At 71.7% G+C, this 24,251-nt stretch carries 22 protein-coding genes; 12 read left to right on the forward strand and 10 right to left on the reverse strand.

The annotated features are described in order from the left end of the window. Positions 1-3 precede the first annotated feature (3 nt). The 5 genes from AB5J54_RS14620 to AB5J54_RS14640 all read right to left on the reverse strand — a co-directional run bounded on the left by AB5J54_RS14620 (position 4) and on the right by AB5J54_RS14640 (position 8,095). Entirely contained in the window at positions 4-3,102 is a 3,099-nt protein-coding gene (locus tag AB5J54_RS14620; protein ID WP_369144352.1) for a hypothetical protein, read from the reverse strand. 89 nt (positions 3,103-3,191) lie between these two features. Then, entirely contained in the window at positions 3,192-5,057 is a 1,866-nt protein-coding gene (locus AB5J54_RS14625; protein WP_369144353.1) for a trypsin-like peptidase domain-containing protein, read from the reverse strand. A gap of 4 nt (positions 5,058-5,061) precedes the next feature. Then, a complete protein-coding gene (locus tag AB5J54_RS14630) occupies positions 5,062-6,222 on the reverse strand; it encodes a serine protease (protein WP_369144354.1) in 1,161 nt (386 codons plus the stop codon). A gap of 51 nt (positions 6,223-6,273) precedes the next feature. After that, a complete protein-coding gene (locus AB5J54_RS14635) occupies positions 6,274-7,296 on the reverse strand; it encodes a hypothetical protein (protein WP_369144355.1) in 1,023 nt (340 codons plus the stop codon). Positions 7,297-7,486: 190 nt separating this feature from the next. Continuing rightward, positions 7,487-8,095 (reverse strand): hypothetical protein, encoded by a 609-nt coding sequence (locus AB5J54_RS14640; protein WP_369144356.1) that lies wholly within the window; start codon positions 8,093-8,095, stop codon positions 7,487-7,489. Between the two features lie 162 nt (positions 8,096-8,257). Between AB5J54_RS14640 and AB5J54_RS14645 the strand changes: the two genes are divergently transcribed. From AB5J54_RS14645 to AB5J54_RS14660, 4 genes are all read left to right on the forward strand, one after another. Continuing rightward, positions 8,258-9,379, forward strand: coding sequence for a helix-turn-helix domain-containing protein (locus tag AB5J54_RS14645; RefSeq protein WP_369144357.1), 1,122 nt, complete (start codon positions 8,258-8,260; stop codon positions 9,377-9,379). Positions 9,380-9,450: 71 nt separating this feature from the next. After that, entirely contained in the window at positions 9,451-10,608 is a 1,158-nt protein-coding gene (locus tag AB5J54_RS14650) for an acyl-CoA dehydrogenase family protein (protein WP_369144358.1), read from the forward strand. Continuing rightward, positions 10,609-11,481: an acyl-CoA thioesterase gene (locus AB5J54_RS14655; protein WP_369144359.1), complete on the forward strand. Its 873-nt coding sequence runs from the start codon at positions 10,609-10,611 to the stop codon at positions 11,479-11,481. It begins immediately after the preceding gene. Positions 11,482-11,501: 20 nt separating this feature from the next. Next, positions 11,502-12,440: a cation diffusion facilitator family transporter gene (locus AB5J54_RS14660; RefSeq protein WP_369144360.1), complete on the forward strand. Its 939-nt coding sequence runs from the start codon at positions 11,502-11,504 to the stop codon at positions 12,438-12,440. 34 nt (positions 12,441-12,474) lie between these two features. Here AB5J54_RS14660 and AB5J54_RS14665 read toward each other — a convergent pair whose 3' ends face one another. Together AB5J54_RS14665 and AB5J54_RS14670 are read right to left on the reverse strand one after the other, a co-directional pair. Beyond that, positions 12,475-13,326, reverse strand: a complete 852-nt coding sequence (locus AB5J54_RS14665; RefSeq protein ID WP_369144361.1) for a helix-turn-helix domain-containing protein — start codon at positions 13,324-13,326, stop codon at positions 12,475-12,477. Continuing rightward, complete coding sequence (locus AB5J54_RS14670) at positions 13,326-14,072, reverse strand: DUF6879 family protein (protein WP_369144362.1); 747 nt, start codon at positions 14,070-14,072, stop codon at positions 13,326-13,328. The genes AB5J54_RS14665 and AB5J54_RS14670 overlap by 1 nt, the downstream gene beginning before the upstream one ends. Before the next feature lie 177 nt (positions 14,073-14,249). Between AB5J54_RS14670 and AB5J54_RS14675 the strand changes: the two genes are divergently transcribed. The 4 genes from AB5J54_RS14675 (at position 14,250) to AB5J54_RS14690 (ending at position 16,149) form a co-directional block, all read left to right on the forward strand. After that, positions 14,250-14,453, forward strand: a complete 204-nt coding sequence (locus AB5J54_RS14675; RefSeq protein WP_369144363.1) for a hypothetical protein — start codon at positions 14,250-14,252, stop codon at positions 14,451-14,453. After that, complete coding sequence (locus AB5J54_RS14680; RefSeq protein ID WP_369144365.1) at positions 14,450-14,674, forward strand: hypothetical protein; 225 nt, start codon at positions 14,450-14,452, stop codon at positions 14,672-14,674. The genes AB5J54_RS14675 and AB5J54_RS14680 overlap by 4 nt, the downstream gene beginning before the upstream one ends. 588 nt (positions 14,675-15,262) lie before the next feature. Continuing rightward, a complete protein-coding gene (locus tag AB5J54_RS14685; protein WP_369144366.1) occupies positions 15,263-15,463 on the forward strand; it encodes a hypothetical protein in 201 nt (66 codons plus the stop codon). A gap of 458 nt (positions 15,464-15,921) precedes the next feature. Continuing rightward, positions 15,922-16,149 (forward strand): hypothetical protein, encoded by a 228-nt coding sequence (locus tag AB5J54_RS14690; protein WP_369144367.1) that lies wholly within the window; start codon positions 15,922-15,924, stop codon positions 16,147-16,149. A gap of 173 nt (positions 16,150-16,322) precedes the next feature. On the opposite strand, the gene AB5J54_RS14695 is transcribed toward AB5J54_RS14690, so the two are convergent. Both AB5J54_RS14695 and AB5J54_RS14700 read right to left on the reverse strand, forming a co-directional pair. After that, complete coding sequence (locus tag AB5J54_RS14695; RefSeq protein ID WP_369144368.1) at positions 16,323-17,099, reverse strand: phosphatase; 777 nt, start codon at positions 17,097-17,099, stop codon at positions 16,323-16,325. Between the two features lie 56 nt (positions 17,100-17,155). Continuing rightward, positions 17,156-17,743 carry a TetR/AcrR family transcriptional regulator gene (locus tag AB5J54_RS14700; RefSeq protein ID WP_369144369.1) on the reverse strand — a complete coding sequence of 196 codons (588 nt, stop codon included), beginning with the start codon at positions 17,741-17,743 and terminating at the stop codon, positions 17,156-17,158. A gap of 87 nt (positions 17,744-17,830) precedes the next feature. Here AB5J54_RS14700 and AB5J54_RS14705 point away from each other — a divergent pair, with 87 nt between their 5' ends. Genes AB5J54_RS14705 through AB5J54_RS14720 form a run of 4 tightly spaced genes read left to right on the forward strand, consistent with a single transcriptional unit; the run spans position 17,831 to position 23,488 of the window. Further along, on the forward strand, positions 17,831-19,438 hold the full coding sequence (locus tag AB5J54_RS14705; RefSeq protein WP_369144370.1) for a carboxyl transferase domain-containing protein: 1,608 nt from the start codon (positions 17,831-17,833) through the stop codon (positions 19,436-19,438). Between the two features lie 23 nt (positions 19,439-19,461). Beyond that, entirely contained in the window at positions 19,462-21,387 is a 1,926-nt protein-coding gene (locus AB5J54_RS14710) for a biotin carboxylase N-terminal domain-containing protein (protein ID WP_369144371.1), read from the forward strand. Then, positions 21,384-22,319, forward strand: coding sequence for a hydroxymethylglutaryl-CoA lyase (locus AB5J54_RS14715; RefSeq protein ID WP_369144372.1), 936 nt, complete (start codon positions 21,384-21,386; stop codon positions 22,317-22,319). The genes AB5J54_RS14710 and AB5J54_RS14715 overlap by 4 nt, the downstream gene beginning before the upstream one ends. Positions 22,320-22,327: 8 nt before the next feature. Next, positions 22,328-23,488: an acyl-CoA dehydrogenase family protein gene (locus AB5J54_RS14720; protein ID WP_369144374.1), complete on the forward strand. Its 1,161-nt coding sequence runs from the start codon at positions 22,328-22,330 to the stop codon at positions 23,486-23,488. A gap of 73 nt (positions 23,489-23,561) precedes the next feature. On the opposite strand, the gene AB5J54_RS14725 is transcribed toward AB5J54_RS14720, so the two are convergent. Beyond that, positions 23,562-24,230, reverse strand: coding sequence for a hypothetical protein (locus tag AB5J54_RS14725; RefSeq protein ID WP_369144375.1), 669 nt, complete (start codon positions 24,228-24,230; stop codon positions 23,562-23,564). Between the last annotated feature and the right edge of the window lie 21 nt (positions 24,231-24,251).

Raw genomic sequence — 24,251 nt, forward strand, 5'->3', positions numbered from 1 at the left:
CCCTCAGCCGAGCCCTTTCAGGAGAATCCGGTGCGCGTCGTCCCAGCGGGCGAAGGCACGGCCGAGGGCGGCGAGCCGCGGGTCGGGACGCAGCTTCACCGCATCGCGCAGGAAGGCCCTCGTGACCCGTGAGCGGTCGACGTACTCCACGAGCGACACGAACGCGGTGCGCGCGCCGGAATCGCTCACGAGCGGCAGAGCGTCCGGGCGCAGGTCGACCACCGGAATCGGCAGCAGCGCGGTCGCCAGCTCCCCGAGCGACTTCAGCCACGCGTCGTCGGGTGCGACGGCGTGGAGCACGTTCCGGATCGCCGGCCGCAGCTCGGGGTTGTCGCCGCGCAGGGCCGTCAGGGCCTCGGGCCTCAGCCGGCCGCCGAACGCCACTGCCTTGTAGCTCCGCCTCGCGGTACGCCCGGCGAACTCGCCGAGGACGTCGTGCGAGCGCGGGGCGTCGCGATCCCCGGGGCGCGCCGCGCGCGCCCGTTCGGCGAGCCTGTCGAGCTCCTGCGCCACGTCGGTGAAGGCGTGATCGCGCGTGAGGAGTCCGAAAGCCCTCATGACCTCGGGGTCCGGGGCGAGCACGCCGGCGATGTCCGGGAGGAAGGGGCCGCCTCTGCGCCAGGGGAGCCTGGCTCCGGTCAGGAGAAGCGCGACGTACTGCCGCAACTGGTCGACCGGGAACCCCGGGGAGGGCTCCGCCTTCCGCTCCGGTAGGGACCGAGGCCGTGCGTCCGGCGTCGCACGGCCGGTCGCCACCTGCCCGAGGGCGGTGAAGAAGGTCCTGAGCATCTCGTCGGCCTGATCGGGAAGGGTGGGCAACGTGGAGTGGAGCACCCGCTGCCGGGCCGGCTCGTCGTCCGACACGATGAGGTTCACGAACTCGTGGCGACCCGACGGACGGAGCTGCGACGCACGGGCCTGCCCCGCGAAGTCGTTCCAGCGGGCGCTGTCGCAGAACGCCTGCGCGACCCATTCCGGCCGCCTCGCCTCCGACGGCCACCGCCGGTCGAGGAGGAGGTCGACGGCCGCCTCCGGCTCGCCCAGTGCGACGAACGACGCACCGGTGCCGTCGACGTGCTGTGCCCAGAGGCCGTCGGGGAGCAGCGCGGCCTGCGCGGGTTCCAGCCGGTCGCCGCGCAGCACCCGGAGCTGGGCCTCGATGCGCGGGGCCAGGTCGGACACGCTCTCGCCGAGCTCGCGCGCGAAGCGGACGTGGTAGAGCCGGTCCTCCACGGACCACATCTGCACGTTCCACGGGTCGATGGCCGGCGTCAGGTTCTCCGTCTGCAGCATCAGCCGGTGGTAGTAGGCCTCGACGTTCTCCGTCGTCGCCGGTTCCCGGACGTCGACGTCCTGGGGGTGGTACCAGGCGGCCGCCCGCTCGTGGACGGTCGGGATCCGGTCGCGTACGGCGGGGTCTCGGGCCATGAGGGCGAGCATCGGACGCCGCACCTCGGGCAGGTGCTGCAGACTGCCGTCGGCCGCCCGCCGCACCAGCCAGACCTCGTCGGCGAGCCGGTCGACGAGACCGTCCGCCTCCTCTCTCGTCATCTCCGTGAACCCGCACGGCTCGGCCAGGACCTCCTGGACGAGCTCCGGTGTGACGCGCCGCAGGACCAGGCCGGGGTGGGCGAGCTTCCGCACCTCGGGGTCGCCGATGTGGCCGAGGAACCGGTCGTACAGCACCGCGCGACGCAGGTCCTCGTCCAGCTCGGGAGCCGTGGCGCCGTCGGCGAGGAAGCCCGCGCGCTCCTCGGGGTCGAGGCGGCCGACGCATCGCGCCGCGACGTGCAGGGTGAGGGGGTTGCCGCCGACCTGGGCGGCGAGTCGGGGCGCGATGTCCCGGCCCACGCAGAGCCGGCCCAGGAGCTCCGCGGCGGGAGCGGCGTCCAGCTCGCGGAGTTCGATGCTCGCCCCGGGGACGAGGGAGAAGGCCGCCCGTCCCGACACGACGACGCGGAGGCCGGAGATCCCCATGGAACGGCGGAGTTTGTCGAGCCACTCCGCCATGACGGCCTCCGGATCGTTCCAGGTCTCCCGGGGGCCGGCGAAGGGCCGTGCCCGCTGCCATTCCTCGAAGGTGTCGAGGACGAGCAGCACCGGCTCGACGCCCCTCGGCGAGCTTCTCAGCAGGTCGCCGACGCTCCATTCGAGGGAGGTGGTGCTGCGGACGAGCGATTCGACGTACTGGCCGGAGTCCGAGCCCAACTCCCTGCGGCCGGACCGGGACCGGGTCTCCGCCACCCTCGCCTCGGCCAGGCCGGCGGCGAGTTCGGGCCAGGCGACCTCCAGTTGACGTGTGACGTCGAAGCTCAGCTCGACCTCCGCGTCCGGGCGGAACGCGACCCGGTCGAGGTCGATCACGACCACCGCCGGCACGTCCCCTCCCGCCACCAAGGCCTGGAGACGGGGCCGCAGGGCCTCGCCGAGGAGCGTCGACTTCCCGCTGCCCCCGATGCCGGTCAGCGTCAGGAGGGGCAGGCCCCCGTCCGGGTTCGGTGTCGGAGCGTCGATGAACTGCTCCAGCAGGTCGCGCTCGCGGTCCCGTCCGACGACTCCATGGGCCAACAGGCCCTCGTAGCTCTTGAGGACCGACTCGACGTGCGCCACCGCGGAGGTGCGCGCGAGGACGGGGCCGACGTCCTTGGCGCTCATCGCCCACAGGAGGGCCTGCGCCACCTCGGCGGTCGAGGCCTCACCGACGACGTGGTCGGGGAGCCGGGCGGCATGCGGGTGGCCGGGGACCCCTTCGGCGAGCACCCTCCGCAGCACCTGACCGGCCGGATCCGTCTTCACGTCAACGGCCCGCCGCAGCGCGTCGGCGAGCCCGGCCTCGGTGGAGGCGAGCCGCTCCAGCGTGCCGGCCCGGTGCGTCGAGCGCATCGTCCACGTCATCGTGCCGTCCACGACGGCTCGATCGAACTCGGCCGCGATCCCGCCGAGCGTCTCCGCGCGACGGTCCGCGTCGGCCTGCCGCCCGACGAGGTCCGCGGGTCGCACGGCGCCGCTGACGGCCGCGACCTCGCGGATCGCCTCGACGTCCGGCCGGACGCGGTGCGGGACCGGCTCCTCCTGCGCGAGTCTCCGGGCGAACGCCGCCACCTCCGAGGCCGGACGTGCCGCCCATGCTTCTCGGAGCGCCCGCAGGGACCGATCGACCTCGGGCCGTCCCGTACCTCCTGGCGATCCGTTCACGGTCCACCGCCGCGGTCCGCCAGCAGGGCTCTGATGAGGCGCCCGACGTCGCCCTCCATCGTGGAGCGGGCGCGTTCCGCGATCGGGTAGGGGCACGGGCCGCGCAGCGACGGCTCGTCGTCGCCCAGCGCCTCCCGCACCATCGGCACCAGAGCCGCGAGTACCGACGGCGGGGGATCCGGCGGCACGAAGGTGCGCGCGATGTCCTCCACCGTCGGGGCTTCGAGATAGTCGACGCTCGGCTGGAACTCGCTCGGGAGGGTCTCCTGCCATCCGGCGAGCACGAGCCGGACGCCGGGCGACCGCGGCAGTTCCAGGATGAGCCGGCGCACGAGGTCCACGACCGCGGCCGACGGGCTTGCGACCGTGCTGTCGAAGCCTTCGAGGACGAGCCACGCCCCTCCGGCCCTCGCCACCTCCACGAGAGTCTCCGACAAGGCGGGCGCGGTGCGGCTGCGTACCTCGCGCTGCCGGGTGGTGAGGCCGGTCGCCGGACGCTCGCCGGTCGCGGCGGCGAAGGCGCCCGCCACCTTGTCGGCGAAGCTCGTGGCGTCGTCACGCTGGCAGTTCGCGACGTCGATCGCCGCGTACGCGCCGCCGTACCGGGTGACGACGGCGTGCACGAGGTGGTGCGTGAACCGGAGGCCGAGCCCCGGCTCCCCGACGACCACGATGAGGCGCTGCGGCGCGGTGGCGTCGGGGAACCGGCTTCGCCAGATCCGCTCCACCGTTCCGAGCCGGCCGATGACGGTACGGGTCACGGGGTTGCCCCGCTCGTCGAGCTTCTCGACCGTCGTCACGCTCGGCGCGGTCTCGGGAAGCTCAAGCGACGCCAGTTTCGACGACCAGGGCGACATGGGGACGGCGCGGTTGAAGGCGGCACCGCCCCTGGCCGGCCCCTGTCCGAGTCCCGCCTGATGGAGCCCGACGACGCGGAACTCCGCGTCGACGACCGGCGCACCCGAAGAGCCGCCGGACGTGTTCGCGGAATGCAGGAGCCGCACCGGCGGATCTCCGAGGGGCTTCTCGACCGTGCCGACCGACCATTGCAGCGGGAGGACCCCGCCCGTGCCGTTGTCGGGATGGTGCAGCACGTGGATCTGGAAGGGCTTGCGGGGAAGGACTCCGCACGGGGGCATGGGCCGGAACGGGCGCGCCTCGGCCAGCCTCAGGATCGCGAGGTCCCAGGGCCCCTCCGCGCCGATGTCGGTGACGCTGTCGAGGACGAAGCCGTCGCCCTCGGTCTCCTCGGCGGTCGGGGGACTGTAGAACGCGAGCCACGAAGCGGCGAGCGGTGCGGTCGTCGGCGTCAGACGCGTGGGCGACGTCTCGTCGTCGAGCAGGTCCGTCATGTCCCCGAAGACCACGTGGATGCGGCTCGTCGAGCCGGCCTGTGGTGCGGCGGCCCCGGCAGCCGTCGCGTCGACGAGCTCGGACACCAGGTGGGCGGCGGTCGCGACCAGGGTCGGGGTGACGAGAAGGCCGGTTCCGTGTCGGGCGCCCGCGTCGATCCGGCACACGAGGTCGGAGGCGCGGAGGAAGCGCCGTGCGGCCACTCGGGCGTCGACGTGCGGGTGGGCGGACGCGACGAAGGAGTGCAGTACGGCGAGGCGTTCGAACACGTTCCGGCCGATGTCGACCGGCCCGTCGGTGATCAGGTCCGCCTTGGCCAGAGCGGCCTGGAACGCGACGAGCTTCCCTCTGCCCATCGCGTTGGTGATCGCACTCGGCACGTAGTCGGCGGGATCCTCGTAGTCGGCGTTGCGGATCCCGAGCTGATCGAGAATGGCCCGGATGCGCGGGATGTCGCACCTGATGGAACTCGCCATGCGGAGGATGTCGGGGGACCAGGACTGCGTCACGCGCTCACCACCCCGGTATCACGGCGGCCAGTTCGGGTGTCGCCCCTTCGAGGCCGTGGGCCCAGTTCACGCGGTCGGGGACGCCGGCGAAGTGCAGGCCGAGGACCTTCCGGCCCTCGGCTTCGAGGTCGACGACGAGCGAGCCGGAGCTGCCGCCGAGCGTGCTGGCGTCGTGGCTGATGATCCAGTGCCGGGCGTCGTCGGCCACCTCGCCCCGGCCCTCGGTGAGCACTCCGGGAGTGAGGCGCTTCACGCCCTTGACCCCGGCGAACAGTTCGGCGAAGACGTCCGGGCTCGTCGACGCCGAGCTGCCGGGGAAGCCGACGATGTAGACGCTGCGGCCGCGGGAGGCGAGCCCTCCGTGCGTCGCCGGGTCGTCGCCGCGGGCCACCTGGACCGGGGCGGGGAAAGGTCGTCCGTTCACCCGGTCGAGTTCGAGTACGGCCAGGTCGAGGCCGTCGAAGTTGACCCCCGGAATGGTCGGGTGCGCGTGCTCGGGTGCTCCCGCGCGCCCCACGCCCAGGACACGGCCGATCCGGAAGGCGCGGTTCGACGGGCCACCACCGACCTCCGCGCCGAAGTCGACCGCCACATCGGGCTTGAGTTCCCCGCCGAACTCCCCGTCGGTACGGGACGGATGCGTGGAGATGGCCTGCAGGACGTGGTAGTTGGTCACGACGACGCCGTCGTCGATCGCCCACGCCGTGCCCTGGTAGCCGAGGAGCGCGCTGGGGTCGTCGACCCGGCCGACCGCCCGGCAGACGGTGCGGAGTTCGGCCTGGATCCGCGACAGGGAGGGCGCCCAGTTCGCCGCCGCCGGGGCCGTGACGTCGACGAAGTCGTCTTCGACGAAGAGCACCGGGCGCGTTCCGTCGCTGTGGACGACGGCCTCCAGCCGCGCCATGTCCCGCATGTCGAGCCGGGCATCGTCGCCGTCGTCGACGACCTTCCGCAGCGCGTGTTCGGCCCCGCGCATGAGTCGCTCGCGCGCCACCGGGTCGGCTCTCCTCCCCAGGCGCTCCTCAAGTCGCCCGACTTCGTCGGAGAGTTGCGCGACCAGGCGTTCGGGATCCGGCGGACTCGGCGCGCCGCCCCCGTCGGCGTGCTCGAGTCCTCCGTTCCGCGACTCGCCGAGGAGCCGCTCGTACGTGCTGCCCGCGGACATGGCGTCCCCTGCTCGGCTCGGTCCTCGACCCGGGTCCCGGCCCGGCCCCGCTCAGTGGACGCCCGCGGCCTGGGCGGAGGCCAGCTCCGCGACCCGGCTGCGGTACACCTCGGCCAGGCCGCCGCCGTTCGCTGCGGGAATTCCTTCCGGACCGGCCCCGAGCGACTGCAGGACGGCGTCGGCACGGGCCTGGAGGTCCGCCATCCCGCTCACGGTGTGCGGGTACAGCAGGTCGAGCCCGCGCTTGTCGCCGTCCGACAGGTTCTGCCCGTTGCCGGTCGGCGCGCAGCTGCTGGGGGTGGACTTGTAGAAGAACGCCGGGAACCGGTACAGCATCACGGACTTCGTGTCGAAGGGCCCGGCGACGACGTCCGGGTCGTCCACGGTGCGCAGGTTGTGATCCACCTTCGCGCGCGGCCATCGGTTCGGCGCGCCCGCGAGGAAGGTGTAGATGCCGGGTTGCCGGCCCTGGGCGTCCGCCACGAAGACACCGGACGGGTCCTGCGTGGGGACGTACCCGACCTCGTCCTCCCAGCGGAACTCGCCCTCGCAGGTGCCGCGCATGTTCTGGTGGGAGTGGTGGAACCCAAGTGCGTGCAGGAACTCGTGACGCACGGTGCCCTCCCACTGGACGGGCCTGTTGGTCACGAACCGCCCGAGGTTGAGGCTGCGCTGGTTGGGGTTGCCCCCGACCGGGCCGCCTCCCGCGCCGATGGCACTGTCCGTGCTGTCGGTGCCCACCAGGGAGAAGAAGCCCTGCTGGTCGAAGCTGACCCGGATCTCGGCGGCCAGAACGGTGTCGGCCGTCGTCCACCGCCGGAACGATCCGGCCGCGGTCTGCCCGAAGTCGAGCGTCAGGTTGCAGGAGTCGGTGATCTGCTTGGTCGCACCCGCGATGTCCGCGTGCAACTGGTCGTTCCCGTCGAGGAACGCGACCCGCACGGTCTTGCCCAGGGGCCACTTCCCGATGTCGGTGATGAGGAACTCCAGGCCACCGGCGGCCGTTGCGCGCCTCCAGCGGTCCCGTACCTCGATCTCGGCGATGACCTCATCAGGGAGAGATTCGAGTTCCATGACGCGTCCTTTCGCATCACATTCGAAAAGCCCCCCAGACCGGTACCGGTCTGATGACGGATGGACTGCCCGGCTCTAGGCGCGAGCGTGCCGACGTCGGAATCTCACGTCCCAGTATCACCCGAATGGCGGTACTGTGCGACTTCACCCTCACTCTGAGTAGTTCGGCATTCGCCACGATGACGCTGCGTCAGGACCAGAGCTTGTTCACGGCGGTACGGGTCGTCCCCTGGAAGGCCGTCAGCGGGGCGTCCTGCAGATCACCCATCTGGCCCCACCTGACGTAGGTGACGGTCCGGCCGTCCCGGCCGACCGAGAAGAGGTGGATGTCGGTGTTGCCGACCTCCGGGTCGGCGGTGTCCAGGCTGTAGACCCAGGCGCCCTCCTCCACGGCGATCTTGCCGTGGTAGGCGCTGACGGCGTGCAGGCCCGGGTTCTGCCGCTCCAGGAGGGCGCCGCAGCCGGCGAGGGCCTTGCGAAGGGTGTCGACCAGCTTCACCGCGTCGGCCTCGGTGCGGGCGACGGTGGTGATCTGGACGCCGTTGGTGTCGAGCTCGGTGGTGAACTCGCGGTAGCGGGTGTTCTGCGCCGGGATCTTGTACGGGGCGCAGAGGGCGCCGCCGTTCTCCGGTACGCCGGTGAAGACCTGGGTCGCGGTCCACGGCGTCGACGACGCGGGCATCTGCGCGGCGGAGAGGAAGGCGGGCTGGGCGGCGGCCTGCGCCGGGGCGGCGGCGAGGGCGGCGAGGCCCAGGGCGGCAGCGGCGCCGGCGGCGAGCGCGGTGCGGAGCTTGTGCATGGTGGTGGATCCCCCGTCGGGTCGTTCGGTCAGTGCTCCACCAGCGTCGGGCTCCCGCCCGCCCCGGGCAACGGCGACGCGCCCTCCCTCCGTCCCGGAACCATTCCACCCCCTCTGACGTGGGAGAACGCAAGAGGGGTGGAACGAGCGGGGGATGGGCCGATGGGTGAGGTCGAGGAGTTCGCGGCGCGGGTGCGCGCGCTGAAGACGCGCGACGGGCGCAGTTACGAGGCGCTGGGGCGGCGCCTCGGCGTCAGTGCCTCCACGCTGCACCGCTACTGCTCCGGTGCGGCCGTCCCTGAGTCCTTCGCCGTCGTCGAACGCCTGGCCCGGCTGTGCGGGGCCGCCGCGGACGACATCCGCGAGCTGGAAGAGCACTGGCGACGCGCCGACCTCGTCCGCAGGCCCCCGGCGCAGCCGGCCGTACCGGTCACGGCCGTGGTGACCGCGCCGAGGCCGGAGCCCGCACCCGGGCCGGCGCCCGCACCCGGGGCCGCGCCTGCCGGGCCCCGCCGGAAGGCCACGGCCTGGCTCGTCGCCAGTGCCGTGGCCGGCGTCGTGGCGCTCGTGCTCGGGGCCGCCCTGCTGCCCGGACCCGGCCGGGAGCCGCGGCACCGCGCGGAGACCCGGACGGCGCCCCCGTTCACGTACACCGTCGCCTCCCTCTGGGAGAACGGCTGCGGGCACACCTACCTCGCCGACCGGCCCCCGGCGCGGGTCCCCGCTCCCCCGGAGCCCGCCGACGCCGCACGGTGGGCCGGGGCGCTCGGCGCCGTGGACGGCGGGCAGACGCTCGTACGGCTCACGGTGCAGGGGAAGGGGGCCGCCGCCGTCGTCCTGCACAGCCTGCGCGTGCGCGTGGTGGGACGGGCGAAGCCGCTGCCCTGGGGGGCGTTCCGCATGGACGACGGCTGCGGCGGAGCCGTCACCCCCCGCCGGTTCGCCGTGGACCTCGACGCGCCGCGCCCGCCGGCCCGGCCGGTCGACGGGTACGACGCCTCGGGGGAGGAGGGCCGGACGATCCCGGCCGTCTCGTTCCCCTACGCCGTCACCGCGGCCGACCCCGAGGAGCTGCTGGTCTCCGCCCGCACGGTCGGCTGCGACTGCCGCTGGTTCCTGGAGCTGGAGTGGAGCTCGGAGGGCCGGAGCGGTGTGGTGAGGATCGCCGATCCGAAAGGGCAGGCCTTCCGTACGAGCGGGCGGGCGAAAGGGAGCCCGGTCCACGCCTACGACGCGTCGAAGGGGCTCTGGATCACAGGCGCGGAGTCTGGACAGGGTGGGTGACTGCTGGGTAACTTCGAACAGAACACCCTGAGCAAGCGCTTAGACAACCGGCAGCGACAAGGAGGCGGCTCGTGCGCCGTACCGTATTCGACGAGGACCACGAGGCGTTCCGGGAGACGATCCGCGCCTTCATCGAGGCCGAGGTCGTCCCCGTCTACGACGAGTGGTTCGCCGCCGGCCAGGCGCCGCGCGAGTTCTACGACAAGCTCGGTGAGCTGGGCATCTTCGGCATCAACGTCCCCGAGGAGTTCGGCGGCGCGGGCCTGGACACCCACAAGTTCGAGGCCGTCCTGTACGAGGAGACCTCGCGCGCCGGCGTCCAGTTCGGCGGCTCCGGCGTCCACGTGCTGCTCGCCCTGCCGTACATCAAGATGCTCGCCACCGACGAGCAGAAGAAGCGCTTCCTGCCGAAGTTCGTCACCGGCGAGGAGATGTGGGCACTCGCGATGACCGAGCCGGGCACCGGCTCCGACGTCGCGGGCATGAAGACCACCGCCAAGCTCTCCGAGGACGGCACGCACTACGTCCTCAACGGCGCCAAGACCTTCATCACCGGCGGCGTCCACGCCGACCGCGTGATCGTCTGCGCCCGCACCTCGGCCCCGTCCGAGGACGACCGCCGCTTCGGCATCTCCCTCTTCGCCGTGGACACCAAGTCCGAGGGCTACTCCATCGGCCGCAAGCTGGACAAGCTCGGCCTGCGCACCTCCGACACGGCCGAGCTGGCCTTCGTCGACGTCAAGGTGCCCGCCGAGGACCTGCTCGGCGAGGAGGGCAAGGGCTTCTACTACCTCGGCCACAACCTGGCCTCCGAGCGCTGGGGCATCGCCTTCGGCGCCTACGCCCAGGCCAAGGCCGCCGTCCGCTTCGCCCAGCAGTACGTCACGGACCGCACGGTCTTCGGCAAGCCGGTCGCCTCCTTCCAGAACACCAAGTTCGAGCTGGCCGCCTGCCAGGCCGAGGTCGACGCCGCCGAGGCCGTCGCCGACCGCGCCCTGGAGGCCCTGGACGCGGGCGAGCTCTCCCCGGCCGAGGCCGCGAGCGCCAAGCTGTTCTGCACCGAGGTCGCCCACCGCGTCATCGACCGCTGCCTCCAGCTGCACGGCGGCTACGGCTACATGAACGAGTACCCGATCGCCCGCCTGTACGCCGACAACCGCGTCAACCGCATCTACGGCGGCACCAGCGAGATCATGAAGTCGATCATCGCCAAGTCGATGGGCCTGTAAGTGCCGGACGCGCACACGGCCCTGGATGACCTGCTCGATCTCCTCGACCTGGAGCGGATCGAGCAGGACATCTTCCGGGGCGAGTCCCGCCCCTCGATCGTCCCCCGCGTCTTCGGCGGCCAGGTGGCCGCCCAGGCGCTGGTGGCGGCGGGGCGGACCGTCCCGGCGGACCGGCTCCCCCACTCGCTCCACGCGTACTTCCTGCGCGCGGGCGACCCGGGCGCGCCGATCGTCTACACGGTCGACCGCATCCGCGACGGCCGTTCCTTCACCACCCGCCGGGTGGTCGCCGTCCAGCACGGCCAGCCGATCTTCCACCTCTCGGCGTCCTTCCAGACGTACGAGGACGGGCTCGACCACCAGGTCGACATGCCGCCCGCGCCGGACCCGGAGTCGCTCCCCACGCCGGCCGAGATGCTCCCCCGCCACCTCCCCCGCGAGGTCGCGGACCGGCTGATCGAGGCGAGGGCCGCGGTGGACCTGCGGTACGCCGAGACGCCCCCGTGGGGGACGGTCGGGACGCCGCGCGAGCCGCGCTCCCAGGTCTGGTTCCGCACCAACGGCAAGCTGGCCGACGACCCGCTGCTGCACGTCGTGCTCGCCACGTACGTCTCCGACATGACCCTGCTCGACTCGGTCCTCCTCGCTCACGGGCGGGGCGGCTGGGCGGTGGGCGACGTCGTGGGCGCCTCGCTCGACCACGCCATGTGGTTCCACCGCCCCTTCCGGGCCGACGAGTGGCTCCTGTACGACCAGGAGTCCCCGACCTCGTCCGGCGGGCGCGGCCTCGGGCAGGCCAGGATCTTCACGCAGGACGGACGGCTCGCGATCTCCGTCATCCAGGAGGGTGTCGTTCGCGTCCCGCGCGGATAATCGGACATAACGTCCGACGCATGGAGCAGAACGGCGAAAGCACGTTCACGGTGATCGTGGCGGCGGCGGCGAACCTCGGGATCGCCGTCGCCAAGGCCGTCGCGGGCGTGGTCAGCGGATCGAGCGCGATGCTGTCGGAGGCGGCCCACTCGGTCGCCGACACCGTCACCGAGGTCATGCTGCTCACCGCGCTGAAGCGGAGCGACAGGCCGGCCGACGAGGACCATCCCGTCGGCTACGCGGGCGAGCGCTACGTCTGGGCCCTGCTGGCCGCGGTCGCCACCTTCGTCGGCGGCGCGGTCTTCTCGATCTACGACGGGATCCACACGCTCACCCACGGCGAGGAACTCGGCGACCCGCTGGTCTCGTACATCGTCCTGGGCATCGCCTTCGTCCTGGAGGGCTTCTCGCTCCGCACCGGCGTCAAGCAGATCAGGGCGGAGGCGGAGCGGATGAAGGCCCCCTTCGCCCAGTACCTCCGCCGGACGCCCGACACCACCGTCAAGGCGGTCGTGATGGAGGACTCGGCCGCCCTCGCCGGCCTCATGCTCGCGGCGGGCGGCCTGCTCGGCGTCCAGATCACCGGCTCCGACGTCTGGGACGGCGTCGCCTCGATCCTCATCGGCGTCCTGCTCGTGTACGTGGCCTGGGTCCTGGGCCGCTCCAACGCCGAACTCCTCATCGGCCGCCCGGCCCCGCGCGGCATGCGCGACGGCATCCGCGAGGAGCTCCTCTCGGTCCCGCACGTCATCGACGTCCTCGACCTGATCACCCTGATCCAGGGCCCCGGCGAGGTCCTGGTCGCGGCGAAGATCGACTTCAGGGACGTGTCGTCGGCGGAGCAGGTGGAATGGGCGTGCGAGGACGCGGAGTCCCAGCTCCGCGAGCGGTACCCGGCGATCCGCCGCGTCTACCTGGACCCGACGCCGGGGGTGACCCAGCGCCGGACCGAGCCGTGACGGCCAGCCCGAACGGCGCCCCGCCGCCAGCGGGCTAGCGGGGGCCCAGCGCGCGCCGCGCCGAGTTGATGACGGTGTTGGCTTCCGCCCCGAACACCGCCGACTCGCGCAGGGTCTTCCAGACCTTGCCGTACAGGACGATGTTGTCGGCGTCGTCCAACCACAGTTCGGCGTGCCAGTCCTCCGCGACGACCAAGCGGTCGTCCAGGACCCAGAAGCCGTTGGCGGGCACGATCTTCATCGACGCCGTGAACGGCACGACGCCCAGCTCGACCGTGTCCATGCCGACCATGCCGGTCAGGCGGTCGAGCTGGGCGGCCAGCACGGACGGTGGGCAGATCAGCGAACGCAACGCGGCCTCCCACATCAGCACGCGCAGCTTCCGCCCCGGCTGGTACAGCCACTCCTGACGCTGTGCCCGAACGCGCACGGCGTCCTCCACGCCCTTGGTGACGTTCAGCAGGTCCGCGTACCGCTGGACCACGTGGCGTGCGTACTCCGGTGTCTGCATCAGCCCGGGGACCACGGCCTCTTCCCACACCCAGATTTCCGAGGACCGCTTGATCTCGGCGGTCAGCCCCTCGTTCATCGGCTTGAAGCCGTTCGCCAGCGCCCTACGCCATGACCTGATGTGCGACTCGAACCCGGCCAGCCGGGCGGCCAGCTCCGGGTACGCGTCCGGCTGCTCGGTCGCGTCGGCCCACGCCCGCAGGTCCTCGGGCGAGGCCGTCTGCTTCCCGTTCTCCAGCTTGCTGACCTTGGACCCCTGCCAGCCGAGCCGGTGGGCGAGCTGCTGGCCCGTCAGCCGACCACCAGGGCACGACAAGCGCAGTTCACGCAGCCTCGCACCCAACGCCTCCCGTGCCTGCTGGTAGTCGGTCGCCACTAGTCGGCCGCAGCCACCTGCACGGCGAACCGGTCGTACGGCACGGCGTGGTGCATGGCCGCGTCACGGGCGACGCAGTATGGGACAACCCGAGCCGGCTCGGTGATCAGCTCGATGTCAAGCATGTTGTCTTCGTCGTCGAAGTGGAGCAGAGCGACGATCCGCGAGTCGAAGATCCAGAAGTCCTCGGCGGGCAGACCGGCCGCGTCATCGCGCCACAGGTAGCGGATGTCCTCGCCGGAGGCCGCGTTGTGCCGGGCGTAGTCGAGCAGAAACAACTGCTCGGTGGTCGGCGGGCGGTCGGCGATGCGGACCCGGCCGACGGTCTTGCCCGCGTCCACCTGGGCCCGGATGTTGACGAACCAGGGCTCGGTGGGGTCGCAGGGCGAGGAGCCGGTGGCCAGGAACGCTTGATAGTCGGGGTCCTGTCGGTCCGACGCATAACCGCGCCGTGTCTCCAGCCGCCAGGCGGTGTGCTTGAAGGTCTCGAAGAGACGCCGGAAGGTGTCTCGGTCGACCAGCTCCGGCACTCGCTCCATCTCCTTCGGTCCCCAGTTCACGAGCAGTTCGCGCGGCACGGCCACCGCTGCCTCGTCCGGCCCGAAGTGCTGGAGCTGAGCGAGGTCCGCCCGGTCGGTGATCGGCGAGCCCTGAACGATGATCTCGCCGGTCTCCTCGTCCGTGTGCAGGGCGGGGCAGCCGTCGATCTTGCTGTCGGTACCGATGAAGCGCAACTGACGTGCCATGGACGCTCTCCCTTCCCTCCCAGGGGTGTTGATCCAACAGCTTGGTCGGCGATCCGGCGCGGTTCTACGGGTTCAGCTGGGGCACAGGAGAAAACACGAGCAATCTGGTCCACCCGTCGAGCAAATTCGAGAAAACAGCGTACCGCCGCGCAACACCCCGTCCCTAGCGTCGAGTTCATGACGACGAAGGAACTCAACGAGGTGGACCCGTTCGTAGCGATGGAGTCCCTGCGGGAAGCGCTGGCCGGGGTCGGGATCGTCCTGCCATCGCTGGGAGTCGACCCCGGGTCCCCGGCTTTGAGGCTCGTGGAGCTGGGCCGGGTCCGCGCCGACGTGGCCGTCCGGCTGGCCGAAGCACTCCGGCGGGGGGCCGAGCAGTGACGGCCGAAGTCGGGGCGCTGGTGGTCGACGACCGGACCAACAAGCTCGGATACGTCGTGGGCCACGTCGGTCCGGCTATGCAGCTCCGGCCGGTGGCTGGCGGACGAGAGTGGGACGCCGACCCTGCTCATGTCCGCCCCGCCACCAGCCAGGAGCGGCTCAGGGCCATAAGGGAGCGGACCCGCGCCCTGAACTCGGCCAGCAGCGGCGGAGTCCTCTGATGCCGGCGGCGGCCATGTCCCCCGAATGCAGACTCGCCCAGAGCCCCGGATATGAGGACCTGCACCGCGAGTGCCGACAGGCCAAGGACGTGCCGCTGCCGTACGGCGCAGGGATTCTCCTCGTACGCCGCTGCACCTGCTCCCATCACCCCTACAACCGCAGGCCGCAGCCCCGCGCCCCCGCTTAGGAGGCAGCACACGAACCTGAGCCCCGTCCCAACCTCACTGGGACGGGGCTCAGTTGTCCTTGAGACCTCCGGCCGGAGAGCACCGCTGCGCTACCATGGTCCGCAGCGGGATGACTACCCGCTCGCACCTGGGCGGCCCGACCTCAACAGCCGGGAACCAGGACGCAATAGCCCCGTTGGAGCTTCGGGGCCCCAGTAGGAGGGGCCCAGACGCACAAAGCAGTGAAGACGGGGCTTGCGCCGAAGGATGTACTACCTGCTTGACCTGGGCTGACGATCAGCCCACCCGAGAACATTTACGTGCTGTGCGTCGGCGTAGGTGTCTCGGTCCGAACCGTAGGGTTCGGATCGAGGCTGCCTGCGCACCCGATCCGACCCATGACAGGGAAGGTAAGGATCGGTGGACGGCACCGCCATCATCATCATTCTCGCCATCGCTGGCGTGGCTTCTGTGCTGCTCTTCGCGCTGAAGGGTCTTCTGGACCAGGTCCCGGACGTCATCGACTCGGCCGGGCGTGCCCGCGACTCCTGGCAGCGCTTCCGGAAGCCCGAGCAGCAGCCCGCACGTGATGACGAGCAGGAGCCGCCCATGGCCGCATAGCCCCGCCACGGGGTCTTCCTGACTCCACCTGGGCATGAAGACGCCCCGCCGACCCAACTCCGGCGGGGCGTCGCCTGCTTGACGCCACGGCAGGCGTGGTACAGTCGTAGCGCAGCACTACATCTTCTTAAATTTCTTGCGTTTCTGTGTTTTCTGTATTTCTTAGCGCGAACCTGATCGTCCCCTCACGGGGAAGTCAGGACCATCCAGGCGCGGTAGGCCCGGAGGCGAAAGCCTCAGACGCGCGGCCAATCCAGCTCAGATGGCGCGAATATTCTTCCTCTTCTTAATTTCTGCGTTTAGCTTTCATGATCTTCTTTGAGTGGCGACCCCGCACGGGTCGCACCCCGAGAACATCCGCGTAACGCGTCGGCGCAGGTGTCTCGACCCGAACCCACTGGGTTTGGATCGAGCCCTGCGTGCTGCGATCCAAACCCTTAACCCGAAAGGTTTGGATCATGGACGGCGCAGCCATCCTCCTCATTCTTGCCGTTACCGGTGTGGCGTCGATCATCTTGTTCAGTCTCAAGGGGCTTCTTGACCAGCTTCCGGACGTGATCGACTCGGCCGGACGTGCAAGAGATGCCTGGCAGCGCTTCAGGGCACTGAAGCCGCCGCCATCGCTGGCGAGCGAAGAGGGACAGCCCGCCCTGGAGAGCGACGAGGAGCCCCCCGTGGCCGCGTAACCCCGTCGTGGGGTCTTCCTGGCTCTCCCTGGACATGAGAACGCCCCGCCCGGGCCCCGAGGACCGGGCGGGGCGTCTCTGTGCGACGGGAGGGCCGTCCGTGGGCTCAGGCGGTCACGGCCGGCCGGAACCGGACGCCCATGGTGTGGCGGCCGAGCCGGGCGGCGGCAGGCTCAGGCCACCAGGCCCGCCGCGTTCAGCGTGTACGTCGTCAGGGGTTCGTAGAAGCGGGGGTCCAGGACGTGGTCGTCCAGGGGGATCGTGACCTGCATCGTGCCCTCCGCCTCGCCGATGAAGAGCGCGGGGTCGTTGCAGTCCGCGTAGCCGACGGAGTCCACGCCCCGCTGGCCCGCGCGCCCGGCCCAGCCGTGGTCGGCGATGACGAGGTCCGGGCGTCCGGACTCGCCGAGCGCGTCGAGGATCGCGTTCATCGGCTCCGGGGAGTGGGTGTGCCACAGGCTCGCGCCGCGCTCGAAGACGGCGACGTCGGCGAACTGCACGACGTACCCCTCGTCGGCGACGAGCCCGCCCGGGATCCGGACGATGTCGCAGCCCTGGGCGCGCAGCGCGGCCGCGACCCGGCTGTGCACGTCGATGAGCGCGCCGGGGTGCCCGGTCGCGAAGAGGACCCGCTCACGGCTGGCGGCGGCCTTGCGGAGGCGGGCGGCCATCCGGTCGAGGCCGTCGACGGTGAGTTCGGGGTCGATGGTGTCCTGGCCGGCCCGGTGCGCCGGGTCGTCGACGACGCCGCACCGCTCGGCCATGACGGCGAGCACGTCCTGCTCGTCGGTCCAGCGGTCGCCGAGTTCGAGGCCGAGCCAGTAGTGCCGGTCGCCGTTGGCGAGCTTGCGGTAGTGGGAGAGGTTGTTGTCGCGCGGGGTGGCGACGTCTCCCGCGATCCGGGTGCGGACGAGGTGCTCGACGAGGGCGGGGCGGCTGAGTATCGGCATGAGGTTCATTCTGGCCGAGCCCCGGAGGCGAAGAGCAACCCGTTCCGGCCCGTGGACTACGCGCCCAGCGCCCCGAACGCCCCGTGCGCCAGCTTCCGCAGCAGGTCCTCCATGGGCCCGCGGCCGAGTGCGGCCAGGTGGGGGGTCGAGTTGAGGAGGCCGAAGACGGCGTGGACAGCCGTGCGGGACTCGGACTCCCCCGCGTCGGGGTACAGCTCGCGGACGACGGCGACCCAGAGTTCGACGTACTGCCGCTGGAGCTGCCGGACCCGCTTGCGGTCCTCGTCCTTGAGCCGGTCGAGCTCGCGGTCGTGGAGGGTGATGAGCGGCCGGTCGTCGAGGGCGAAGTCGATGTGCCCGTCGATGAGGGAGCCGAGGAGGACGACCGGGTCCCCGTCGGCCTCGGCCACGCGCAGCTGTCCGCCGGAGAGCAGCCGCTCGCTGATGCCCACCAGGAGCTCGGCGAGCATCGCGTCCTTGCCGGGGAAGTGGCGGTAGAGGCCGGGGCCGCTGATGCCGACCGCCGCTCCTATCTCGTCCACGCCCACGCCGTGGAACCCACGCTCGGCGAAGAGGCGGGCGGCCTCCTTGAGGATCTGCTCGCGGCGGGTCGGCGCGTCCATCCGCGTCGGGCTGGTGGTCATGGATTCGATTCTAGACAACCCGGTTAGCGGTCGTTAACCTGGGCGACATACGTTAACGCTCATTAACCGAGCAAGGGAGCTCGAGGGATGCAGCAGGCACCTGTGCTGACGAGCGCGGCGGATCCCGCGTCCGCGGCCTGGCAGGCCAATGAGGCGGCCCATCACGAGCTGGCGGCGACCCTGCGCGCCAAGCTCGCGGCGGCCGCCCTGGGTGGCGGTGAGAAGTCCAGGGCCCGGCACACCGCGCGCGGCAAGCTGCTGCCGCGGGACCGGGTGGACACGCTCCTCGACCCGGGCTCGCCCTTCCTGGAGCTGGCCCCGCTCGCGGCGAACGGCATGTACGGCGACCAGGCCCCGGCCGCCGGCGTCATCGCGGGCATCGGCCGGGTCTCCGGCCGCGAGTGCGTGATCGTCGCCAACGACGCGACCGTCAAGGGCGGCACGTACTACCCGATGACGGTGAAGAAGCACCTGCGCGCCCAGGAGGTGGCACTGGAGAACCGTCTCCCCTGCCTCTACCTGGTCGACTCGGGCGGCGCGTTCCTGCCGATGCAGGACGAGGTCTTCCCGGACCGGGAGCACTTCGGCCGGATCTTCTACAACCAGGCCCGGATGTCCGGCGCGGGCATCCCGCAGATCGCGGCGGTCCTCGGCTCGTGTACGGCCGGCGGCGCGTACGTCCCGGCGATGAGCGACGAGGCCGTGATCGTACGGAACCAGGGCACGATCTTCCTGGGCGGTCCGCCGCTGGTGAAGGCGGCGACCGGCGAGGTCGTCACGGCCGAGGAGCTCGGCGGCGGCGAGGTCCACTCGCGGATCTCCGGCGTCACCGACCACCTCGCCGAGGACGACGCCCACGCGCTGCGCATCGTCCGGAACATCGTGGCCACGCTCCCCGACCGCGGCCCGCTGCCCTGGAAGGTCGAGCCGGCCGAGGAGCCGAAGGTCGACCCGTACGGTCTGTACGGCGCGGTGCCGGTGGACTCCCGCACCCCGTACGACGTGCGCGAGGTGATCGCCCGGGTCGTGGACGGCTCCCGCTTCCAGGAGTTCAAGTCCGAGTACGGGCAGACGCTGATCACCGGCTTCGCCCGGATCCACGGCCACCCGGTCGGCATCGTCGCCAACAACGGCATCCTGTTCGCCGAGTCCGCCCAGAAGGGCGCGCACTTCATCGAGCTGTGCGACCAGCGCGGGATCCCGCTGGTGTTCCTGCAGAACATCACCGGCTTCATGGTCGGCAAGGCGTACGAGCACGGCGGCATCGCCAAGCACGGCGCGAAGATGGTGACGGCGGTCGCCACGACCCGCGTCCCGAAGCTGACGGTCGTCGTCGGCGGTTCGTACGGCGCGGGCAACTACTCGATGTGCGGCAGGGCGTACTCCCCCCGCTTCCTGTGGATGTGGCCCAACGCCAAGATCTCGGTCATGGGCGGCGAGCAGGCCGCGTCCGTCCTCGCGACGGTCAAGCGCGACCAGCTCGGCGACGAGTGGAGCGCCGAGGACGAGGAGGCCTTCAAGGCCCCGATCCGCGAGCAGTACGAGACGCAGGGCAGCGCCTACTACGCGACCGCCCGGCTGTGGGACGACGGGGTCATCGACCCACTGGAGACCCGGCAGGTCCTCGGCCTCGCCCTGACCGCCTGTGCCAACGCGCCCCTGGGTGACCCCCAGTTCGGCGTCTTCCGGATGTGAAGGGCTCCCAGAAGATGCAGAGCATGTTCGACACCGTCCTCGTGGCCAACCGGGGCGAGATCGCCGTCCGCGTCATCCGCACCCTGCGGGAGCTCGGCGTGCGCTCGGTGGCCGTCTACAGCGACGCGGACGCCGACGCCCGGCACGTACGGGAGGCGGACACCGCGGTACGGATCGGTCCGCCGCCGGCCGCCGAGTCCTATCTGGCCGTCCCCGCGCTGCTCGACGCGGCGAAGCGGACCGGCGCGCAGGCCGTCCACCCCGGCTACGGGTTCCTCGCGGAGAACGCCGGCTTCGCGCAGGCCTGCGCGGACGCGGGCCTCGTCTTCATCGGGCCCTCCGCCGAGGCGATCGCCCTCATGGGCGACAAGATCCGGGCGAAGGCGACCGTGAAGGCCGCCGGCGTGCCGGTCGTGCCCGGCGCGGCCGACCCGGAGATCGCCGCCGCGGCCCGCGAACTGGGGGCGCCCGTCCTGCTGAAGCCCAGCGCGGGCGGCGGCGGCAAGGGCATGCGCCTGGTGCGGGACCTGGCGGTCCTGGACGAGGAGATCGCGGCGGCCCGCCGGGAGGCGCGGGCGTCCTTCGGCGACGACACGCTGCTCGTGGAGCGGTGGATCGACCGGCCCCGGCACATCGAGATCCAGGTCCTGGCGGACGCCCACGGGAACGTGGTGCACCTGGGCGAGCGCGAGTGCTCGCTCCAGCGCCGCCACCAGAAGATCATCGAGGAGGCGCCGAGCGTCCTCCTCGACGAGACGACCCGCGCGGCGATGGGCGCGGCGGCCGTGGAGGCCGCCCGGTCCTGCGGCTATGTCGGCGCGGGAACGGTCGAGTTCATCGTCCCGGGCGGTGACCCGTCCGCGTACTACTTCATGGAGATGAACACCCGTCTCCAGGTCGAGCACCCCGTGACCGAACTGATCACCGGGCTCGACCTGGTGGAGTGGCAGCTGCGGGTCGCCGCCGGTGAGCCGCTCGGCTTCGGCCAGGACGACGTCCGGCTGGACGGCTGGGCGGTCGAGGCCCGGATCTGCGCCGAGGACCCCTCTCGCGGGTTCCTGCCCTCGGGCGGCACGGTCCTCGCCCTGGACGAGCCGCAGGGGGACGGTGTACGGACGGACTCGGGTCTGCTCGAAGGCAGCGAGGTCTCCTCCCTCTACGACCCGATGCTGTCGAAGGTCATCGTCCACGCGGCCGACCGGCCGACGGCCCTGCGGAAGCTCCGCGCGGCCCTCGCCGACCTGGTCACCCTGGGCGTCCCCACGAATGCCGGCTTCCTCCGCCGCCTCCTCGCCCACCCGGACGTGGTGTCCGGGGCGATGGACACGGGCCTGGTCGAGCGGGACGCGGAGAGCCTGGTCCCCCAGGGCGTACCGGACGAGGTGTACGCGGCGGCGGCCGCCGTACGGCTCGCGGGGCTGGCCCCGGCGCCCCGGGACGGCTGGACCGATCCGTTCGACGTGCCGAGCGGGTGGCGCCTCGGCGGCGCCCCGAAGCCGCTCGCCTTCCCGTTCCGGGTACCGGGACTCGAACCGGTGACGGCGGAGGCCCCGGCCGGCTCCCGGGTCACGGCTACCGAGGTGACCGTCACCGTGGACGGCATCACCCACGCCTTCCGCCGCGCGGGCGAATGGCTCGGCCGGGACGGCGATTCCTGGCACGTCCTGGACCACGACCCCGTCGAGGCCGCGCTCTCCGGCGCCCGGCACGGCGGTGCCGACACGCTCGCCGCGCCCATGCCCGGCACCGTCACCGTCGTGAAGGTGGCCGTCGGGGACGAGGTGGAGGCCGGGCAGAGTCTGCTCGTCGTCGAGGCGATGAAGATGGAGCACGTCATCTCCGCCCCGCACGCCGGCACCGTCACCGAGCTGGACGTCACGCCCGGCACCACCGTCGCCATGGACCAGATCCTGGCCGTCGTCGCGCCCCGCGAGGAGGAAGAGGCATGAGCACCGGACTGCCCATGACCGTCCCCGACCCCGCGCTCCCCGCCCGGGTCCGGATCCACGAGGTCGGTGCCCGGGACGGGCTGCAGAACGAGAAGACGGCCGTCCCGACCGAGGTGAAGGCCGAGTTCGTGCGGCGGCTCGCCGCCGCGGGCCTGACGACCATCGAGGCGACCAGCTTCGTGCACCCGAAGTGGGTGCCCCAGCTCGCCGACGCCGAGGAGCTGTTCCCGCAGGTCCGTGACCTTCCGGTACGGCTCCCGGTGCTGGTGCCGAACGAGCGCGGTCTCGACCGGGCCCTCGCCCTCGGCGCCCGTGAGGTCGCCGTGTTCGCCTCGGCGACCGAGTCCTTCGCGAAGGCCAACCTGAACCGGACCGTCGACGAGGCGCTCGCGATGTTCGCGCCGACCGTCACCCGGGCCATAGAGGCCGGTCTGAAGGTCCGCGGCTACCTCTCGATGTGCTTCGGCGACCCCTGGGAGGGCGCCGTCCCCGTCGAGCAGGTCGTCCGGGTGACGAAGGCCCTCGCCGACATGGGCTGCGACGAGCTGAGCCTCGGGGACACGATCGGCGTCGCGACCCCGGGCCACGTCCAGGCCCTCCTCACCGCCCTGAACGAGGGCGGGGTGCCCACCTCCCGTATCGCCGTGCACTTCCACGACACGTACGGGCAGGCCCTGTCCAACACCCTCGCGGCCCTGCGCCACGGGGTGACCACGGTCGACGCCTCCGCGGGCGGCCTCGGCGGCTGCCCGTACGCGAAGAGCGCGACCGGCAATCTCGCCACCGAGGACCTCGTGTGGATGCTCGACGGTCTCGGCATCGAGACCGGGGTCGATCTGGCCGCCCTCACCGCCACAAGCGTGTGGATGGCCGAACAGCTGGGCCGGCCCAGCCCCTCCCGTACCGTCCGCGCCCTCTCCCACAAGGAGTGACGAAAGACATGTCCCTCGACCACCGGCTCACCGAAGAGCACGAGGAACTCCGCCGTACCGTCGAGGAGTTCGCCCACGACGTCGTGGCGCCGAAGATCGGCGACTTCTACGAGCGGCACGAGTTCCCGTACGAGATCGTCCGCGAGATGGGCCGCATGGGCCTGTTCGGGCTGCCGTTCCCCGAGGAGTACGGCGGCATGGGCGGCGACTACCTGGCGCTCGGCATCGCCCTGGAGGAGCTGGCCCGGGTCGACTCCTCCGTGGCCATCACCCTGGAGGCGGGCGTCTCGCTGGGCGCCATGCCGGTCTTCCGCTTCGGTACGGAGGAGCAGAAGCGCGAGTGGCTGCCGAAGCTGTGCGCCGGCGAGATGCTCGGCGCGTTCGGCCTGACCGAGCCCGGCGCCGGCAGTGACGCGGGCGGCACCCGGACGACGGCGGTCCGCGACGGCGACGAGTGGGTCATCAACGGCTCGAAGTGCTTCATCACCAACTCCGGTACGGACATCACGGGTCTGGTGACGGTCACCGCGGTCACCGGCCGCAAGCCCGACGGGCGTCCGCTGATCTCCTCGATCATCGTGCCGTCCGGCACCCCGGGCTTCACGGTCGCCGCCCCGTACTCCAAGGTCGGCTGGAACGCCTCGGACACCCGCGAGCTCTCCTTCGACGACGTCCGCGTCCCGGTGGAGAACCTCCTCGGCGAGGAGGGCCGGGGGTACGCGCAGTTCCTGCGGATCCTGGACGAGGGCCGGGTCGCGATCGCGGCGCTCGCGACGGGCCTCGCGCAGGGCTGTGTGGACGAGTCGGTGAAGTACGCGAAGGAACGTCACGCCTTCGGATCGCCGATCAGCACCTACCAGGCCGTCCAGTTCAAGATCGCCGACATGGAGATGAAGGCCCACATGGCCCGCATCGGCTGGCGGGACGCGGCTTCCCGGCTGGTCCTCGGCGAGTCGTTCAAGAAGGAGGCGGCGATCGCGAAGCTGTACTCCTCCACGGTGGCGGTGGACAACGCCCGCGAGGCGACCCAGATCCACGGCGGCTACGGCTTCATGAACGAGTACCCGGTGGCCCGCATGTGGCGCGACTCGAAGATCCTGGAGATCGGCGAGGGCACCAGCGAGGTCCAGCGGATGCTGATCGCCCGCGAGCTCGGCCTGCCCGCCTGACGGGGCAGGTGAGAGAGAAGGGGCGCGCGGCTCAGGCCGCGCGCCCCTTGTCGTTCTGCCAGTTGTCGTTCTGCTAGCCGGCCGTCACTCCGGCACCCCGGCCGGGCGTGTCGTTCCAGTCCCGGATCCGGGCCGCGAGGTCCGCGAGCCGCGTGTCGAGCGGGCCGACGGCGATGTAGAAGAGGGACTCGTCCACGGGCTTGTCGTCACCGCCCCACCGGACCACGCCGCCGCATTCCGCGAGGACGGCGCGGACGGCGTCGAGCTGGAGCGGGAACAGCGAGCCCTGCGTGGCCCCGATCCCCGGGCGGATCCGCACGGCGGTGCCGGAGGCGAGGTTCGACTCCGGATGGCGGCGGCGCACCTCCTTGGCGGGGCGCCAGCCGACGAGGTCGCCGGTGTGCAGCTCCTCCACCTCGTAGTGGAAGCGGCGCACGACGTGGAGCAGGACGGTCTCGACGTCGCCGATCCACACCGGCACGTCGAGGCCGGTGCCGGACACCGAGCGCGTCCACACCTGGGAGTCGCGGTCGACGTTGGTCTGGATCGTCCAGCCGTTCGCGGACGTCGCCGGACGCTTGGGCTTCCGGGTCCCCGCGACGGCGGCCGTGGCGGCCCCCGTGCCGGCTCCCGTGCCCGGCGCGGCCGTGGCGGTGGCGGACAGGACCGGGCTCAGGGCGGCGGCCGCGCCCACGACGGCGGCGGTCCGGACGACCGTACGCCGCGTCATCTTCTGCTGCATGTGCTTCGTTCTCCTCTCAAG

The sequence above is a fragment of the Streptomyces sp. R44 genome, from assembly GCF_041053105.1.
Classification (GTDB): Bacteria; Actinomycetota; Actinomycetes; order Streptomycetales; family Streptomycetaceae; genus Streptomyces.

Excerpts from the sequence above, each read along its gene's own strand:
- AB5J54_RS14630 (WP_369144354.1), bottom strand. The coding sequence starts at position 6,222 with ATGTCCGCGGGCAGCACGTACGAGCGGCTCCTCGGCGAGTCGCGGAAC.
- AB5J54_RS14635 (WP_369144355.1), bottom strand. The coding sequence starts at position 7,296 with ATGGAACTCGAATCTCTCCCTGATGAGGTCATCGCCGAGATCGAGGTA.
- AB5J54_RS14640 (WP_369144356.1), bottom strand. The coding sequence starts at position 8,095 with ATGCACAAGCTCCGCACCGCGCTCGCCGCCGGCGCCGCTGCCGCCCTG.
- AB5J54_RS14645 (WP_369144357.1), top strand. The coding sequence starts at position 8,258 with ATGGGTGAGGTCGAGGAGTTCGCGGCGCGGGTGCGCGCGCTGAAGACG.
- AB5J54_RS14660 (WP_369144360.1), top strand. The coding sequence starts at position 11,502 with ATGGAGCAGAACGGCGAAAGCACGTTCACGGTGATCGTGGCGGCGGCG.
- AB5J54_RS14670 (WP_369144362.1), bottom strand. The coding sequence starts at position 14,072 with ATGGCACGTCAGTTGCGCTTCATCGGTACCGACAGCAAGATCGACGGC.
- AB5J54_RS14675 (WP_369144363.1), top strand. The coding sequence starts at position 14,250 with ATGACGACGAAGGAACTCAACGAGGTGGACCCGTTCGTAGCGATGGAG.
- AB5J54_RS14690 (WP_369144367.1), top strand. The coding sequence starts at position 15,922 with ATGGACGGCGCAGCCATCCTCCTCATTCTTGCCGTTACCGGTGTGGCG.
- AB5J54_RS14695 (WP_369144368.1), bottom strand. The coding sequence starts at position 17,099 with ATGCCGATACTCAGCCGCCCCGCCCTCGTCGAGCACCTCGTCCGCACC.
- AB5J54_RS14700 (WP_369144369.1), bottom strand. The coding sequence starts at position 17,743 with ATGACCACCAGCCCGACGCGGATGGACGCGCCGACCCGCCGCGAGCAG.
- AB5J54_RS14705 (WP_369144370.1), top strand. The coding sequence starts at position 17,831 with ATGCAGCAGGCACCTGTGCTGACGAGCGCGGCGGATCCCGCGTCCGCG.
- AB5J54_RS14710 (WP_369144371.1), top strand. The coding sequence starts at position 19,462 with ATGTTCGACACCGTCCTCGTGGCCAACCGGGGCGAGATCGCCGTCCGC.
- AB5J54_RS14715 (WP_369144372.1), top strand. The coding sequence starts at position 21,384 with ATGAGCACCGGACTGCCCATGACCGTCCCCGACCCCGCGCTCCCCGCC.
- AB5J54_RS14720 (WP_369144374.1), top strand. The coding sequence starts at position 22,328 with ATGTCCCTCGACCACCGGCTCACCGAAGAGCACGAGGAACTCCGCCGT.
- AB5J54_RS14725 (WP_369144375.1), bottom strand. The coding sequence starts at position 24,230 with ATGCAGCAGAAGATGACGCGGCGTACGGTCGTCCGGACCGCCGCCGTC.